This is a genomic window from Sphingomonas sp. SRS2, assembly GCF_000971055.1.
In the GTDB taxonomy this organism is placed as follows: Bacteria; Pseudomonadota; Alphaproteobacteria; order Sphingomonadales; family Sphingomonadaceae; genus Rhizorhabdus.
Window position 1 is genome coordinate 1 of the sequence record NZ_LARW01000146.1, and the last position, 16,666, is coordinate 16,666.

Here is a 16,666-nt window from a genome sequence, read left to right on the forward strand (position 1 = left end):
ATGGCCGAAGCCGCTCGAACTGCTGTTCACTCAACCAAAACTCGCTCAAATCCACGCTCCTGCTGTCGCAGAGCCTGAATCACATCCGAGCCGCCGTGGGAATCCCATTTATGGGTCCGGACCCTAGGCAACTGACGGCCTTGCAGCGGATCGCGCTCGTTGGAAAATATCTGGTTGATGAGATCGACCAGCGGATAATCCCGCGCCATCAGCCAGCTGAGCACCCGGTAGGTCGGAAAGCACATGTCCTCGCGTTCGAGCACCAGCGATTGTGCGGCGCCGATGGCCTCCTCGCCGGTCGACTTCATGTAGAAGCTGGTTTTGCCTTGGCGGTGCGCGCGGAAGAGCCGTTCGTCGAAGATGCGGGTCAGCAACATCGCCCGTAAACCGGCAATCAGTTTTTCCGTCGATAGCTGCGGATGCCAGGGACCGACGGCACTGCCTTCATCGTCAAGGACGCGGATGAGGGAGAAGGGAAGGTCGCGAATTTCTTCTTCGGGCGCCGCTGCGGCTGGCCGACGGACCTCGCCCGCTGCCGAGAGGCGGAGGTGATTAAACCCTGCGACATCGCCGGGACGAGAGGCTGGCCGTGGAATATGAAGCTCGAGCGCCGGTCTGTTTCTCATGATCTTCCCCATATTTGTATGCAATATAAGGCAGATCATGGGAGAGGCTTTTGCTAGTTTTGGTCACCAAAATCGAAATATTAGTATGAAGATTTCATATTGAAGCGAATATGGAGAATTTTTTTGTCCAACGCGAAGATGGATGATGTAGACCGGCGGATCCTTGCTGCGCTGCAGGAGCAGCCCGATCTAACCACGGTGGAATTGGGCAACAGGGTCGGCCTTTCGCATACCCCGTGCTGGCGCCGGCTCAAGCGACTGGAGGCGCAAGGCGTCGTGAAAGGGCGAGCATTGATGCTCGACGCTGCGAAACTGGGTTTCAAGGTAAATGTTTTCGCAAATATAAAATTAAACAGCATGACGAAGACACTTTGGAATCTTTTGAGGTTTCCGCTCAGAATAGACCAGAGATCGTAGAGTGCTTTTCTATGACCGGAGAGAGTGATTATATCCTAAGGGTCATTACGAGGAGCATAGAAGATTACGAGCTTTTCTTGAAGAAAGTGCTCCTGCATTTTCCGGGAGTGGCATCGGTAAATTCGAGCTTCGCTCTCAAGTCTGCTAAAATCACGACCCATATTCCCCTTTGAACCTTTCGATCACTCCTCGTGGGAGATCAAAAATCACGCCATGTCTTGATCCTAGAAAGTCTTGAAAAGGATTTCCGATATGTGCATTTGTGCATACAATCGGAGCTATTCATGATTCTCGAACTCAGACGATATCACGTTAGAACGGGGCGCATGCCGGACATGCATGAGCGCATGAACGACGTTCTTATTCCGCTGTTCGCCGAACATGGGCTGCCGCGGCCGCTGGCAATATGGGAGGGGCGTTCTCCGGCGAGCGGCGATGTAATGACCTGGGTTATGCCGTGGGGCAGTTTTGATGAGCGCGCGGCGGCATGGGCTCACTTTCGTCCACTGTTCTACGCTGCGCGCGTCGCGCACGGCGGGGACGAATTTGTCACCTGTACGGATTTGACACTCATCCAGCCTTGGCCGGATCACATCTTGGCGCCGGCTTCCGGCCGAGGCTCTTCCTGTGAGACATTATGGCATGTGCAGCCCCGTATCCCGCTAGCTGCCGATTTCATCACCGGATGCGATGAGCATGGTTTCGCGACGTTCCGTGAGCTCGGGGCGAGCGCTGTCTCGGCTTTCGACCTGATGTTTGGGCCTTTGCCTTATGCGATGGTGCTTGCGAGCTGGCCCAATCGTGACGTGCGCGATAGGGCGATGGATCAGTTGCCGGCTCTCATGGAGAATGCCTTCCCGCGTCACGCGATAGAGCAGAATCGCTGGGAAATGCTGGACCGAGCCCCTTACCTAATTGGCTGACAGGGCAGCGCTGGGCTATTCGAGCAGCGCCCGGTCTCGCAGCCAACCCGTCGTCAGCTGGACGACATCATCCAGTTCCTTTGGCTGGCCCGCATAGTAATGATTGGCCCCTGCGATGACCGCTATCCGTTTGTCCCGGCTGCCTGCCGCTTCGAAGAACAGCTGCGTATGCGGTTGCGGTACGGCATCGTCGGCGGAGTTCTCGATCGCGAGCAGCGGCACATTTATCTTCGGCGCATTGTTCAATGCCTTGGCCTGGGTGTCATCGATCGACCATTGGGACAGCCAGGCGCGCAAGGTTGAGAAACGCGCGACGCCGGCGGGGCTGCTGTTCGCCATTTCGGGGTCGCCAAGGAAGCTCCACCCGATGCGCCTGTCGTTCGGGTCGATCGTGCCGTCCAGAAATCTCGGCTCGGCGAGCGTGCGGTGAAGCAGCAATCCACGCTCCGCTTCCTTTGTCCGCCCGGATCGCAGATCGTGAAGCAACTCCTTCACTATGACCGTGCGGCGACGCATGCGCGCCAGTTGGGAACTCCGGAAATAAGCTATGTAATCGGCGCTGTACGGCGGCTTGTTGGGGTTGCGCGGATCGTAGAGATCGAGCTCTGAACTGCGGATCGCGGGATTGTCTTCATGGACGACCGATGGATCGATGAAGTCCGCGAGCACTTGGGCTCGCGACAGATGTGCTGCATGGAAGATGATGGCGTCGCCGGGAATGAAACCGCTGACGTCGATCGGGTCGCCTGCTGCGGTCTGAGTGATCGATGGTTGCTCGGCCTGCGCCTGATAAAATGCCGTCAGCGATCCGCCTCCGGACCAGCCTGCGACGACGACCTTTTCATATCCCCAGATCTCCTTGGCGTGGCGAACATAAGCAGCGTAGTCGCGGATTACATTTTCGAGAATCAGCGGCGTGTCGTTACGCGCATATCGGCTGCCTGCGCACAGGACATGCGCGCCTGCGGCTGCCATCGCCCGCGGGACAGGCAGCAGCTGCAGCGTCGACGCCGGATGCATGTACATGATCAATGTCTTCGAAGGCCGGTCCGCTGGCATGAAGCGAACCCCTTCGAGGTGGATCAGCCCCTGCATGCCGGTGAAGCCGTAGACCTCGCGCATGCTGGAAGCCTCGGAATAGCTGATGTGCACCCACTCGCTGCGGACGTCGAATGCGGAGTCTGGCATAATTTTCCTTTTTTTACAGACGGATATCCAAGCGGAAGTGGTGTTTTTCAAGGTAGCCTATAGCAGCCTTTGATCGGCTATTAATGTATGCAGTGAATCGAGGAAAGACGCTTTCGCGTGATGCCTTCAACGATGATCCGTCACGACCTATCTGTCGACCGATGACGCGCTCACGATGAGCGAGAACCTCGACGCGGCGATCTATTAGTTCTTATGGATATAGGTATAAAATACTGAAATAAAGACATAAATAATCATGGCACGTATGTCGGCGGTTGCTGTGCTCCGGTCCGAAATGCGGCCGTGCTGGCGCTTCGATCTTGTCCGTAGCGGCGCTCGCAGAGCGATCATTTTTAGCCTTTGAAGGCGTTCACTTAGCTGCCAACTTTATAACTTGTGTGCAATTCTATCTTCTGCCACATCGCCGGATAAGCGCGACGGGGTCGCGTAGAGGCCTGTCGCGGGCCAAGGGGATGGCAATGGCATTGGCGAAGACCGAATCTTGCTCTGACATCGTGTTGGAATATCAAAAAGGTTTCGGGAATGAGTTTGCATCGGAGGCGCTCGCCGGTGCGTTGCCTGTGGGGCAGAACAGCCCGCAAAAATCTCCTCTGGGGCTGTTCAGCGAATTGGTGTCCGGCACTGCGTTCAGCGCGCCGCGATCGCTCAACCGCCGGAGCTATCTGTTCCGCATCAGGCCATCGGTTTCGCAGGGCGTTTTCGGCCCATTGGACAATCGCAACTTCCTGACGCCCCCCCTCGACATCGAACCTTATCCGGGACCATTGCGCTGGGCACCCTTCGCGATGCCGGAAGCTCCCACGGATTTCATCCAGGGTATCCTCACGATCTGCGGAAATGGGTCCCCGAAGGACCATGTCGGCATGGCAGTGCATTCTTTCGCCGCTAATCGCTCCATGGATGCGCGCGCTTTCAGCAACGCCGATGCAGAGTGCCTCATTCTGCCCCAAATAGGCGGCCTGAGGCTCGTGACCGAGATTGGCATCCTCCATGTCCGACCCGGAGAGGTTGCGCTCGTGCCGAAGGGCATGAAGTTCCGCGTTGATCTTCTCGACGGCCCAATCCGTGGATTTCTCTGCGAGAATTACGGGCATCCCTTCGTGCTCCCGGACCTCGGGCTCATCGGCTCGCACGGCCTGGCAAACGCGATAGACTTTGAAGTGCCGGTGGCGGCCTATGAGGACAAGGAGGGGCCGGTCGAGCTGGTGCACAAGCTGGCGGGCAGCCTATGGTCCGCCGAGCTTGATCACTCACCGTTCGACGTTGTGGCCTGGCGCGGGAACTGGACGCCGAGCAAGTTCGACATGCGGCGCTTTATGGTTATGGGGGCGCTGAACTTCGACCATCCCGATCCGTCGATCTTCTGCGCGTTGTCTTCTCCGTCGAGCAGCGTCAGCGGCGGCAATCTCGATTTCATGGTGCTTCCGCCGCGCTGGATGGTCGCCGAACATACGTTCCGCCCACCCGGCTTTCACCGCAATTGCGTGGCGGAGTTCCTCAGTGTCATCCAGGGCAGCCATGAAGCGCGATCGAGCAGTTTTCCACCTGGTTCGGTAAGCGTGCATAATAGCTGGACCCCGCATGGCCCGGATTTTGCGACCTATGAGGCGGCGCGGGAGGCGGATCTGGCGCCGGTGAAGATCGAGGACGCGCTGGTCTTCATGTTCGAGACACGTTTCCCGCTAGAAGTCGCCTCGCAGGCGTTGGAAGGCAAGAACCGCCAGCGCGAAGGTCATCGTGGTTGGGAAGGCTTCCGCAAGCGCTTTCCCGAAGGCTGACGGCCTAGCCAGCCGATCACCGCGCCCCGTCGCGTCTTGCGACGATATGCCACTTGGAACGGAGCTTCGCTTGTCTCTCTGTACGTTGACCATCGACACGATGCTCGCACGGGATAATGCCAGCTACACTCTGGTCTGCTCGCGGCTGCGGCCTGCGAACCTGCCTTTGCTCTCCGCTGTGTGGGCATCGCGGTTCGGGCTGCTCAATCGCATCTTCACGCTGCAAAATGGCAATGTTGCAAACACCGACAGGCATCCCTCCGTACCTCTGCCCGATGGCTTTGCGATCCAGGGTCGCGAGGTGGTCTTTCTCGATATGCTCCGCGCCTTCGTCTCCCCGGCGCCGGAGTTCGTCATCCATGAACTGCGTGTCTACGACGCCAACATCGGCGAGGGCGATCGCTTTGCCGAGCTCATGCTGGACGCCATCGAGACGCGGGTCAGATATTCCCCGAATTTTGGCATTTGGCGATCAGTCTCGGGGCGGGTCGATCGAATCTATCATCTGTGGGGCTATCGCTCTCTTGACGAACGCGATCTGGTACGCAGCCAGACGCGCGAAGATGCCGTGTGGCAAGCTTATACCGACACGATATTGCCGATGCTCCAGTCGATGAACACGATGCTTCTCGCGCCGCTGGTGGCGATCGATGGCTGATCCAGACAAGCCACGCACACTTTATCAGAAAATCTGGGATGCGCATGTCGTCGCCAGCCAGGATGACGGCACGGCGCTGATCTGGATCGACCGGCATCTGATTCACGAAGTCACGACACCACAGGCCTTCGAAGGACTGCGTGTTGCGAACCGTCGCGTGCATCGGCCTGACCTGACCCTGGCTGTCGTCGATCATAATGTGCCAACGCGCGATCGGCATCTACCCAATCCCGATGAACAGTCGATTGCGCAACTCGGTGCACTCGAGCGTAACTGCGCCGATTTCGGTATCGAGTTGATCAATATGAATGCGATGGGGCAGGGGATAGTTCATGTCGTCGGTCCCGAACAGGGCTTCACCTTGCCCGGCCTGACGTTGGTATGCGGCGATAGCCACACCGCAACGCACGGCGCACTCGGAGCGCTGGCTTTCGGCATCGGCACGTCCGAGATCGAGCATGTCCTGGCGACGCAGACACTATTGCTGCGCCAGTCCAGGTCGATGGAAGTGCGGATCACCGGGGTGCTCGGGCCGTGTGTAACACCCAAGGATGTCGCGCTGGCGGTCATTGCCGCGCTTGGCACGGCCGGCGGGACGGGCCACGTCATTGAATATACCGGCGACGTGATCGAGGCGATGTCGATCGAAGGACGGCTGACGGTCTGCAACATGGCGATCGAGGCGGGTGCGCGAGCAGGCCTGATCGCCCCCGACGCCCAGACTTTTGCTTATCTCGAAGGGCGTTTGCGCTCGCCCGAAGGTGCCCACTGGACAGAGGCCGTGGCCTATTGGCGAACGCTCGCCAGCGATCCGGGGGCGAGCTACGATCGATCCATCACGCTCGATGCCGCCACCATCGTACCGTTCGTGACCTGGGGCACAAGCCCCGAGGATGTTCTTCCGATCACTGGCAGCATCCCCGCGCCATCTAGTTTCGTCGACCCCGCCAAGCAGGCCGCGACCGCGCGCTCGCTCGAATATATGGGCTTGGAACCGGGCACTAAACTACAAGACATCACGATTGAGAATGTGTTCATCGGCAGCTGCACCAATTCGCGGATCGAGGATCTACGCGCCGCAGCGGCGGTCGCCCGCGGCAGACATGTCGCGGCCGGCGTTAAGCAGGCGCTGGTGGTTCCGGGCTCCGGCGCAGTCAAGCGGCAGGCGGAGGCGGAAGGCCTCGACACGATATTCATTGAAGCCGGGTTCGAGTGGCGTGAGCCAGGCTGTTCGATGTGCCTTTCTATGAATGCTGACAGGGTACCTCCCGGTGAACGCTGCGCATCGACATCGAACCGCAATTTCGTCGGCCGGCAAGGTCCGGGATCGCGAACCCACCTCCTGTCCCCTGCGATGGCCGCTGCCGCCGCTGTGACTGGCCGGCTAAGCGACGTGCGCGAGCTGATCGCATGAAGGCGATCCGAACCGTAAGTGGGGTAGCAATCCCGTTCGGCCGCAAGAATGTCGATACCGATGTCATCCTGCCGGCGAAGCATCTGAAGGTCATTACGCGCACGGGCCTGGGCCGATATGCCTTCACCACCGTGCGCGAAGGGCAACCGGACAATATTTTCGACAATCCGCGAAATTCGGGCGCGCCGATCCTGATCGCCGGCGACAATTTCGGCTGCGGTTCATCGCGGGAGCATGCGCCATGGGCGCTTGCGGACATGGGTATAAGGGCCATCATCGCGCCCAGCTTTGCCGATATCTTTTCAGGCAATGCATTCAAGAACGCGATGCTGCTGATCGAACTGCCGCAAGAGCAGGTCGACAGGCTGCTGCAGATTGCAGGGGACATCGATATCACGATCGATCTCGAAAGGCAGGTCGTAATCTCCCCATTGGATGATTGCTTCGATTTTTCCTACGATCCATTCCGCAAGGCCTCCCTGCTCGAAGGGCTGGACGAAATCGGCCTCACCGAGCGTAACATGGCGGCCATCGACGCTTTCGCCAGGCAAAGGATCGCCGACTTCCCCTGGATTGCCGGCGCCGCATCGCGGGCCGCATGACCTCCGCTGACAGGTAGATTATGACCAAGACCATATTGCTCCTCGCCGGTGATGGCATCGGTCCCGAAGTGACGGCGCAAAGCAGGCGCGTCATCGAGCATCTCAACCACGACCACGGCTCGGATGTTGCGATCGACAACGCCCTGTTCGGCGGCGCTGCAATTGACGCCGCGGGCGTGCCGATCGAAGACGCTACGGTCGCAAGGGCGCTTGCATCGGATGCGGTGCTGCTCGGCGCTGTCGGTGGGCCGCAATGGGCGGAAGCTGCTTATAACGTCAGACCTGAGGCTGGACTGTTGCGCCTGCGGACAGCGATGAACGTCTTCGCAAATCTGCGGCCTGCATTGTGTTTCGAGGCGTTGGCCGATGAATCGACGCTCAAGCGTGAATATATCGACGGTCTCGACATCATGTTCGTGCGCGAGCTGGTCGGCGGCGTCTATTTCAACACGCCGCGCGGCATCGAAGACATGGGCAGCGGCAAACGCCGCGGCATCAACACACAGAATTATACGAGCGACGAGATCATCCGCGTGGCGCGGGTCGGTTTTGAGCTTGCACGCAAGCGCTCCGGCCGCCTCTGTTCCGTCGAGAAGTCGAACGTCATGGAGTCGGGCCTGCTTTGGCGTGAAGAAGTCACCGCGCTCGGCGCATCGGACTATTCTGACGTGGAATTGAGCCACATGTATGCGGACAACTGCGCGATGCAGCTCGTTCGTGCGCCAAAGCAGTTCGACGTGATCCTTACCGATAATCTCTTCGGCGATCTCCTCTCTGATGCGGCAGCCATGCTCACCGGCTCACTCGGCATGCTTCCATCTGCGGCGCTGGGCGATGCGGGGGCGCCCGGCTTGTACGAACCTATCCATGGATCGGCCCCCGATATCGCCGGCAAGGATATTGCCAATCCTTGTGCGTCGATCCTCAGCCTCGCCATGGCGCTCCGTTCCAGCTTGGGCCGGCCGGACCTGGCGGAGACGGTCGAACACGCCGTCGCGCGTACACTCGCCGATGGCTATCGCACCGCCGATCTTGCGGGCGGATCGCACCTTGTCGGCACCAGCGCGATGGGAGACGCCATTCTGGCGCGACTATAATGCCGATCAGCTGTTCACCGGCCATGCCGCCAAAAGCAACATTGCATACATTATGGCGATCGTTTAGAGTTTGCATCATGTTTAGTGGCGTCGATCGCCCGCTTTTTCGCCAAGGGATCGTATCATGATTTCCGATGTCGCCTCCGCAGAGGTGCCTACGCTCGATGTCGATCCTTACGCGATCGAGACCCTGCTGGACCCCTATCCGTTTCATGATCTCATGCGCGATGCAGCGCCGGTCGTCCGTTTCTCCAGATACGGCAATTATGCGGTATCGCGATATGATCAGGTGAAAGCCGTTCTCTCCAATTCCGAGGATTTCTGCTCGCGCTATGGTGCGGGCCTTACCGATATCCGAGATCCGGACAGCTGGCGTCAGCCTGGGCCGATCGTGGAGGCGGATCCGCCGTCGCATACGCAGGTGCGCGGTGTGCTGAACAAGATCATTTCGCCGAAGATCGTCCGCGGCTGGCAGGTCGCTTTCGATGCCGAGAGCGTCACCGTGGTCGACAGCATCTGCAAGGCCGGGGTGGTGAATGCCGCAAAGGATATTTCTGAAGCCTATGTCCTGAAGGTCTTTCCGGAGTCGCTCGGGATACAGCCGCATCGCGAGAACATGGTCATTGTCGGTGACTATAATTTCAACGCATTGGGGCCGAAGAACGCGTTGTTCGAAGAATCCGCCAAGGCTATGGCCGGAATCGCTGATTGGCTGGAGGCCGCGCGAAGCCGCGAAGGGATTCAATCCGGCAGCTTTTCGGATCAGGTTTATAAGGCGGAGGATGCAGGTGCCCTGGCCGAAGGCGTGGCAAGTGGCCTGCTGCTGTCGATGTATCGCGGCGGTACCGATACGACGATCAGCGGCATCAGCACCGCCCTCCGGCTGCTTGCGGAGCGGCCGGAGCTATGGGCGACGCTCAGGAAGGATCGATCGCGGGTGAAGATGGTGTTCGAAGAGGCAATTCGCCTCGAAACACCTATCCAGTCCTACTTCCGGACAACGACCCGCGATGTCGAGATCGACGGACTGGCGATTCCCAAGGACAGCAAGGTCCAGGTTTTCCCAGGCGCTGCGAACCGTGATCCGCGCAAATGGGCCGATCCCGACAACTTCGATATTCACCGTGTGATGGCCGGGCATATCGCGTTCGGTTTCGGTATTCATCAATGCATCGGGCAGCTGATTGCCCGGATGGAAGCCGAAAGCATTTTGACCGCGATGCTTGACCGTGTGGAGCGAATGGAGCTTACGGGCACGCCCGTCTATCGGCCTCTGAATATGTTGCGCACGCTCGACAACCTCCCGATACGCGTTACCCCCGCCTGATCACGGGAACCGGGCGCGGTCGGTATAAAAAAACCTCCGCGCACCATGTGCGACGGAGGATCCAGGGGAGAACAGGCTGATCGGATCAGGCGGTCGTCACATTGTGCAACGCATGCCGCGATATGAGAATTTCCAGCCGTCGGCGGTCTTGCGGAATTCATCATCGAAATTGCCAAGCAACATGAGCGACGGGTTGTTGTCGCTCACGCCGATGATGAAGGTGGTCGATACGCCCTCGGCGCGATCTCCGTCGCCGATGACTACCGGATTCGTTGCAACATATTGGTATTGTATCGCGCCTTGCACCTCGAACATCTGAAGCGCAAAGTCCCTATAGGCGTTGCGGCCTTCGATACGGACGCGGTCGGTATATTTTCCGTCGTTCGCGCCGACTTTGCGTTCCCAGACTACGTCGTCGGTGAACAAATCGATCAGCGCGTCGGCGTCCTGGTTCGATGCAGCATGCGAATAGCGATTGATCAGACGTATGATTTCGAGTTCGTCAGCGGTTGTCAAAGGCATGGGCACTCTTCCTAGTTGTGACAGGCTTAATCTTCGGCAATGCGTACGCCGATTCCGTCATGCCGCTCTTCGAATATGAGCTGGCAGGAAAGACGCGAATTGGCGCGACGCGTGTCTGTGCCTTCCAGCATCCCGTCTTCCTCTTCACTCATTGTGGGAAGCAGACCTATAAAGTCGGAATCAACGTAGACGTGGCAGGTTGCGCAGGCGCAACACCCGCCACACAGCGCAAGCATCTCGTCCACCCCAGCATCACGAACATTCTCCATGATGCTGAGGCCAGGCTGTGCATCCAGTGCCCTCCGCGTCCCGTCGCGGGTCGTCACGATCAATTTGGGCATGATGATCTCATGTGCTGCGCCTTCGACCGATGGATTGGGATCATATCTTCCACCCGACGGAAATACCGTACTCGGCGGGCCGGGCGGGAAAACGTCCGACGGTGTCGTAAGCCTGGATCACATTGTTCCAGTAATATTTGTTGAAAATGTTCTTGCCCCACAGCGTGACTTTCCAAGCGCCATTGGGATCTTCCAGTCCGGCATTCAGGCCAAAGACAGCCCGGCCAATGATGGTGAAATCGCGCCGGTCGGCCAAGGTGATCGCTGGTTGCGACAAGGTTCGCGACTGGGCGGTGACACTCCCGCCGACGAAGCCATTGGCATTGCTCATGAGTGGGAAGCCGTAGCGGGCAGATGCCGACAGCTGCCATTTCGGTGCGAAGGGAAGGCGCGCGCCTTTGTATGATTGTCGCACCGGCACGAAAAGAAATGTCGCTGGATCGATCGCGACGCCCGATACGCCCTGATAGTTTTTAATCTTCGCCGTAGGAATGTAGGTTGCCGATATGTTGACCGTCATTGCATCGACCGGGCGGATGGTTGCTTCGATCTCGCCGCCGACGACGGTCGATTTGGGCACGTTCACCAACCCGTCAAGCTGAGCGAAGATCGCGTCGACGATCTTCGCTCGCAGTTGCTTGTCGTTGTAGCGGTAATAGAAAGCTGCGGCATTAAGCGTGATGCGGCGGTCGAGGAACTGGGTCTTGGCGCCCAGCTCATAGGCCATTATCGATTCCTGTGTCACGGCCTCGAACTGCGACCAGGTCGCGGCAGCGAGATTCGGATAGCTGCCCGCCTTGTAGCCGCGGGAGGCGTTGACATAGACAAGCGCGTCCGGACCTATCTTGTAGTCTGCACCGACGCTCCACGAGACATTATGCTCCTTGAGCGACGACCTATACACGCCCGCCGTTCCGTAGGTCGCTGGATCGAGAGGCGTTCCATTTGCGTTCAAACGGTTGTCGATTGCAAAGCTGTCGAAGCGCTGGATCGGCCTGTAGTTGGGGTAGATGAACGACAGCGAACTCCACACGGCATTGAAGAAAGCGGTAGCGATCGGCGGAGAAAGATCCGACGATTCACGGTCACTCGACGCAACCCGGCGATGCGCTTCGGTGTAGCGGATGCCGCCCTTCAGCGTCAGATCGGGGGTAAGCGGATATTCGAGGCTGCCGAAGACCGCATAATTGCGCATGTGCTGGTCGGAATCGTAAATATTTCCGGGAAGGTTGTTGGTCGGGAAGTTGGAGGTGTCCCGAGATGAAATGACACCAGTCTCGAGAACATCGTCGGCACCATAGTTCGCGCCGAGAACCCATCGGAAACCATTGTCGAGCTTACCGGCGAGACGAACTTCCTGGGTGAAGGATTGGATGCCGCCGGTGTTGCGGATGAGATCGCCCACCGTCAGCGCGGTGCCGTCATACTCGATCCGGTTCACCAGATTGAAATCGGTATAGCCGGTGATCGAGGTGAGTGTAATGCTATCGGTGACTTCGAGATCGGCCCTTAGCGTCGTTTGCCAAAGGTTGCTTCGCAGATAGGGTGGCGCCGCCGGATTCCAGTCGGTTGCCCGCGCGTTCTGCGGTGCGAAGGGGTAGGTCAGGATCGGCAATGTGGCGGGAACGGACCCAGCCGGCCCGGTGGAGCCGACTGCGTTCTGCAGGCGCAGGCGGAAATATTGCGGACCTACGGGGTCGTTACGGTTGCGCCAACCGTTGGCGTTCAGCGAAATCGTCAGCCGATCGCTAGGCTCCCAGTTCAGGATAAGCCGCGCGGCGGCATTGTCGGTTTTGCCGATGCCGTCCTTGCGAGTGTAACTATATTGCCAGTCGCCGCTCTTGATCGCCTTTACCGCAAGACGTGCGGTCAGCGTGTCCGTTAGCGAACCGCTGACGAACGCAGCGACGTCGAGCGTGTTAAAGCGGCCGTAACCAAGCTCTGCGCCGGCATGAAAATCCTTGGTGGGTTTCGCTGCAATGAAGTTGATCGCACCGCCGGTCGAGTTATTGCCGAACAAGGTGCCCTGCGGTCCCTTCAGAACTTCGACGCGTTCGAGATCGAAAGCAACAAGGGTCGAAAGCACAGGCAGCGACAGCGGGGCCTGGTCTATATAGAGGCTGACGTTCGGGTAGGCCGAGAAGGACGACTCGTTGAAGCCGACGCCGCGCAACGTGTAGACCGGCGTGGTCAGGGCGCTGGGAGCGAAGACCAGACCGGGCACAACCAGCGCGATGTCAGCCAGGCTGTTAACCCGCGCCTCGCTGAGCCGGTTGGCGCCGATCGCGGCGACCGTAAGGCCCACGTCCTGCAGCCTTTCTTCGCGCTTCTGTGCGGTGACGACGATCTCTGCATCGATTCCGGCAGCCGATGCTTGCTGTGCGAGCGCCGGTACGGAAGTCAGCGCGCAGCCGATGCCGACCGATGCCAAGAGATATCTGCGCAATAGCGCAGTGCTGCGCAAACCCAGGCAATCAGCGTAAGTCATGGCTGTCCTTCCCCCCCAAAAAACGGATAGCTTTCCGTTCGGTCGGGACAGCGTTCGCGTCCCGCTAATGTTATGTATGCATATCGTGCCGACCCACTGGAGGACTGTCAACAAATTGCATACATAATGTGCGGTGCGCCTGACCAAAAATTCCATTGGGCTGCGCAAGACAGAGGCGGAGGGGGCACGACAGAAAGACATCTAATTCTGATATTACTGTATATTTATCAATTAGGTATTGCATCCAACCAAGCGGCGACGCGTTCGCGGAACATACCGGTTCGTGTCGGTATATCGCGACGGAGCGCGCTTACTGAAAACCGCCGGTACGAAGCATCGCTCGGATGAGGTTCGCCACGGATGGCCACTGCCGCATCATCTGCAACGTCTTTGCGTTTTTTGCCGCCAAGTTCGGTGACGGGCGTCACCTGATTCGCGTCAGGAATATGCAGCCGGAACGCTATCTTCCAGCTGTCGTCCCGAAACTCGAAAATGTCGCAATATCTGCCGTAATGTGTGAAGTCTACCATCCGTTCTTCGGTCTCGAAGCGATGGATGGCGAGCACATAGCATTCACAGAATGCTTGCTTATTATTAAACTCAATCAATATGTTAGAGATTATATGCTGGGTGAAAACGGCGTCGCTCACCTCGCTGATGGCATATTCCGCAAAGGCGTGCCCGGTCCCCGAGAAGGACGGCCGCTGATCGATGGAATCCGCATGGTAGCAGGACCTGAGAAGATCGACATCGCGGCGGTCGATACCACGGGAATATCGGAACAGGACTTCTCGGATCTGCTCGCGATCCTCCAATCTTGCGGGCTGCGCCATGTGCCGGTCATCCTTTCTGTCATGTGCCGAGCTTAAGGGAGAAGTCGGCCTTATCAGAATACATGTATGCACATGCCGGCGGTACTGTCGAATAATAGCCCAAACCGATCGATATTCAGTGCAGATCCCGGTGTTAATAAGCCCGATTTTCCGGGCATTCTTAGCAGAATATGAAAATCGGCCTGACCTCGTAAGCAGCCTCGCCATCAAAAGCGGCGCGCTTTCGCATTGCCAAACGCGAAATCTGGCGTAGTGCATACATTATTAACAGGATAGGAGAGGGTATGACGGGCGTCGACAATTCACGGACGCGACTAAAGACTCCGCCGGTTCTCAACCTCGATCCCTTTTCGGAGGCGTCTTTACGCGATCCACTGGAATTCCAGCGCGTGCTTCGAGCTGGTGGTCCCGTCGTCTATCTCCCGGCCCATCAATGCTATGCGGTCGGGCGTTATGCCGAGGTGTTCGCAGCGTTCGGCGATTGGAAGAACTTCTCGTCGTCCGCCGGCACGGGGCTCAGTCACACCCGAAAGGGCGAAACGATCCGGCCTCCGGGGCCGATCGTCGAGGTCGATCCGCCACAGCACACCAAGATCCGGCAATTGATGAACCGCATCCTCTCGCCGTCAGTGATCCGAAAATGGCGGGAGGACTTCGAGGCGGAGGCGGAGCGGCTTGTCTCTTCCGTCGTCGCGCGGGGCAGGTTCGACGGCATGGCCGACATCGCGGAGCCATTCGTCCTGTCGGTTTTCCCCGATGCCCTCGGGATCGACAAGGATGGTCGTGAGAATCTATTGGCGATCGGCGATCTCACGGGGAATGCGCTCGGCCCCGCGAACGCGCTCTACCTAGACTCCGCTCGCAAGGTCGATCCGATCATGCCGTGGTTCAATGCCAAGTTCGAAAGGCAGGCGATGCTGCCCGGCGGCTTTGGCGAGACGATCTGGGCGCACGCGGACCAGGGCGATCTTGAGATGGATCTGGTGGCGCCTTTACTGCGGACGTTCCTGCGTGGCGGCACCGATACCGTCATCAGCAGTATCGGCAGCATGCTGTGGCTGCTTGCCAGCAATCCTGACCAATGGGCGCTGCTGAAGGCAGAACCGAAACTGGTCCGAGGGGCGTTCGAAGAGGCGTTGCGGCTCGAGACCCCTGCGCAAACCCTGTTCCGGACAACGAACGGGAGCGTCGAGTTCTTCGGTTATTCGCTCAATGCGGAGACCAAGGTGCTGTGCTCGCTCGCGGCCGCAAATCGCGATCCGGCGAAATGGCCAGATCCCGATCGATACGATATCCGGCGATCCACATTTCGGCACATGGCGTTGGGAACGGGCGTTCATGTCTGCCTGGGGCAGATGATCGCACGGCTGGAAGGCGAAGCGATCTTGTCCGCGCTGTTGCGGCGGGTGAGCCGGCTGGAACTGGACGGCGAAATATCGCATCGACTGAGCAATAGCGCCCGCCGGATCGAGGCGCTGCCGCTGCGGGTGCGCGTCGAGGCTGGCTGAGCCCTGCGCGACGCATGGGGTGGGAAGGGAGGAGGCCGGTTATGCGCCCCCTCCCACCGGATCAGATCGCCGACAGTCCACCGTCGACCGGCAAAGCCACGCCCGTGATGTAGCTCGACTGATCGCTGATCAGGAATGCGGCGGCATTGGCGATGTCAGACGGCTGGCCGCGGCGCAGCATCGGGATGCCGAAGGGATCGTTGCTGTCCTTGCCAGCATCCTCACCATAGTTGCGCAACATCATCGGCGTCTGGATCATGCCGGGGCAGATTGCGTTGACGCGGATGCCGGCCGGCGCATTTTCGACGGCTGCGGTATAGGTCAGGCCGAGCACACCGAATTTGGAAGCGCAATAGGGTGAAATCATCGCAACCGACTTCAGGCCGGCAAGCGACGAGATGTTGACGATAGCGCCGCCCTTTCCTGCCTTCTTCATGGCCGCAATCGTTGCGCGCATCGCCAGGAACGTACCGCTCAGGTTGATGTTGAGCACCTGTTCATAGTCCTCGAACGGCGTCTCATCGAGGGCGAGATATGGGCCGGAAATGCCGGCGCTGTTGACCATGAAATCGACCGAGCCGAATTTTTCGAGGCAGGTCGCCACCATCCTGTCCGCCGTCTCCTGCGCTGCTATATCGCCCGCTACGGTTGCCAGCTGTGAGGTGTCGAGCCTCTTGCTCAGCGCGTCGAGCGTCGCTTCGTCGCGATCGACCGCCACGACATTGTGGCCGTCGGCCAGCATACGCTCGACCACGCCCTCTCCGATCCCTGCGGCGCCACCTGTTACGATTCCCGACCGAACAACCACAATCCTATCCTCCCATGATCACCATTTGCGCCGCTGCAGCTCAGCTGAAGCGTGGTCTTATTTGCCGAAGCACATCATCTTCAACATGTGCGTACAGCTATTAATGCATACATAT

17 protein-coding genes are annotated in these 16,666 nt (G+C 58.8%); 10 read left to right on the forward strand and 7 right to left on the reverse strand.

The annotated features are described in order from the left end of the window. Nucleotides 1-26 precede the first annotated feature (26 nt). Nucleotides 27-638 carry a thiamine pyrophosphate-dependent enzyme gene (locus WP12_RS21545; RefSeq protein WP_052730552.1) on the reverse strand — a complete coding sequence of 204 codons (612 nt, stop codon included), beginning with the start codon at nt 636-638 and terminating at the stop codon, nt 27-29. Nucleotides 639-749: 111 nt separating this feature from the next. On the opposite strand from WP12_RS21545, the gene WP12_RS26100 reads away from it, so the two are divergent. The 3 genes from WP12_RS26100 to WP12_RS21555 all read left to right on the forward strand — a co-directional run bounded on the left by WP12_RS26100 (nt 750) and on the right by WP12_RS21555 (nt 1,966). Continuing rightward, complete coding sequence (locus WP12_RS26100) at nt 750-1,043, forward strand: Lrp/AsnC family transcriptional regulator (protein WP_235399247.1); 294 nt, start codon at nt 750-752, stop codon at nt 1,041-1,043. Continuing rightward, complete coding sequence (locus WP12_RS26105; RefSeq protein ID WP_235399249.1) at nt 998-1,216, forward strand: Lrp/AsnC ligand binding domain-containing protein; 219 nt, start codon at nt 998-1,000, stop codon at nt 1,214-1,216. Before WP12_RS26100 ends, WP12_RS26105 begins: the two co-directional genes overlap by 46 nt. Before the next feature lie 111 nt (nt 1,217-1,327). Continuing rightward, nucleotides 1,328-1,966: an NIPSNAP family protein gene (locus tag WP12_RS21555; RefSeq protein ID WP_152664114.1), complete on the forward strand. Its 639-nt coding sequence runs from the start codon at nt 1,328-1,330 to the stop codon at nt 1,964-1,966. A 15-nt stretch (nt 1,967-1,981) separates the two neighbouring features. Here the strand turns inward: WP12_RS21555 and WP12_RS21560 are convergent, their stop codons facing one another. Beyond that, on the reverse strand, nt 1,982-3,154 hold the full coding sequence (locus WP12_RS21560) for a serine aminopeptidase domain-containing protein (RefSeq protein ID WP_046195711.1): 1,173 nt from the start codon (nt 3,152-3,154) through the stop codon (nt 1,982-1,984). Between the two features lie 479 nt (nt 3,155-3,633). Here WP12_RS21560 and hmgA point away from each other — a divergent pair, with 479 nt between their 5' ends. From hmgA to WP12_RS21590, 6 genes are all read left to right on the forward strand, one after another. Next, nucleotides 3,634-4,953: a homogentisate 1,2-dioxygenase gene (hmgA, locus tag WP12_RS21565; protein WP_052730553.1), complete on the forward strand. Its 1,320-nt coding sequence runs from the start codon at nt 3,634-3,636 to the stop codon at nt 4,951-4,953. A 70-nt stretch (nt 4,954-5,023) separates the two neighbouring features. After that, nucleotides 5,024-5,611 (forward strand): NIPSNAP family protein, encoded by a 588-nt coding sequence (locus WP12_RS21570; RefSeq protein ID WP_160299262.1) that lies wholly within the window; start codon nt 5,024-5,026, stop codon nt 5,609-5,611. Then, nucleotides 5,604-7,025 (forward strand): 3-isopropylmalate dehydratase large subunit, encoded by a 1,422-nt coding sequence (gene leuC, locus WP12_RS21575; protein WP_046195714.1) that lies wholly within the window; start codon nt 5,604-5,606, stop codon nt 7,023-7,025. The genes WP12_RS21570 and leuC overlap by 8 nt, the downstream gene beginning before the upstream one ends. Then, nucleotides 7,022-7,627 carry a 3-isopropylmalate dehydratase small subunit gene (gene leuD / locus WP12_RS21580; RefSeq protein WP_046195715.1) on the forward strand — a complete coding sequence of 202 codons (606 nt, stop codon included), beginning with the start codon at nt 7,022-7,024 and terminating at the stop codon, nt 7,625-7,627. The genes leuC and leuD overlap by 4 nt, the downstream gene beginning before the upstream one ends. Nucleotides 7,628-7,647: 20 nt before the next feature. Next, nucleotides 7,648-8,724 carry a 3-isopropylmalate dehydrogenase gene (gene leuB, locus WP12_RS21585; RefSeq protein ID WP_046195716.1) on the forward strand — a complete coding sequence of 359 codons (1,077 nt, stop codon included), beginning with the start codon at nt 7,648-7,650 and terminating at the stop codon, nt 8,722-8,724. Nucleotides 8,725-8,848: 124 nt separating this feature from the next. Beyond that, entirely contained in the window at nt 8,849-10,051 is a 1,203-nt protein-coding gene (locus tag WP12_RS21590; RefSeq protein ID WP_046195717.1) for a cytochrome P450, read from the forward strand. Nucleotides 10,052-10,147: 96 nt separating this feature from the next. Here the strand turns inward: WP12_RS21590 and WP12_RS21595 are convergent, their stop codons facing one another. From WP12_RS21595 to WP12_RS23680, 4 genes are all read right to left on the reverse strand, one after another. Then, nucleotides 10,148-10,573 carry a nuclear transport factor 2 family protein gene (locus WP12_RS21595; protein WP_046195718.1) on the reverse strand — a complete coding sequence of 142 codons (426 nt, stop codon included), beginning with the start codon at nt 10,571-10,573 and terminating at the stop codon, nt 10,148-10,150. Between the two features lie 26 nt (nt 10,574-10,599). Continuing rightward, nucleotides 10,600-10,914 carry a 2Fe-2S iron-sulfur cluster-binding protein gene (locus WP12_RS21600; RefSeq protein ID WP_046195719.1) on the reverse strand — a complete coding sequence of 105 codons (315 nt, stop codon included), beginning with the start codon at nt 10,912-10,914 and terminating at the stop codon, nt 10,600-10,602. A 40-nt stretch (nt 10,915-10,954) separates the two neighbouring features. Next, the gene (locus tag WP12_RS21605; RefSeq protein WP_160299263.1) at nt 10,955-13,402 is read right to left on the reverse strand and encodes a TonB-dependent receptor; all 2,448 of its coding nucleotides are present in this window, start codon (nt 13,400-13,402) and stop codon (nt 10,955-10,957) included. A gap of 227 nt (nt 13,403-13,629) precedes the next feature. Continuing rightward, nucleotides 13,630-14,235 carry a nuclear transport factor 2 family protein gene (locus tag WP12_RS23680; RefSeq protein ID WP_160299264.1) on the reverse strand — a complete coding sequence of 202 codons (606 nt, stop codon included), beginning with the start codon at nt 14,233-14,235 and terminating at the stop codon, nt 13,630-13,632. 284 nt (nt 14,236-14,519) lie between these two features. Here WP12_RS23680 and WP12_RS21615 point away from each other — a divergent pair, with 284 nt between their 5' ends. After that, complete coding sequence (locus WP12_RS21615; protein WP_046195720.1) at nt 14,520-15,743, forward strand: cytochrome P450; 1,224 nt, start codon at nt 14,520-14,522, stop codon at nt 15,741-15,743. 61 nt (nt 15,744-15,804) lie between these two features. On the opposite strand, the gene WP12_RS21620 is transcribed toward WP12_RS21615, so the two are convergent. Beyond that, nucleotides 15,805-16,551, reverse strand: a complete 747-nt coding sequence (locus tag WP12_RS21620; protein ID WP_160299265.1) for an SDR family NAD(P)-dependent oxidoreductase — start codon at nt 16,549-16,551, stop codon at nt 15,805-15,807. Nucleotides 16,552-16,666: the final 115 nt, after the last annotated feature.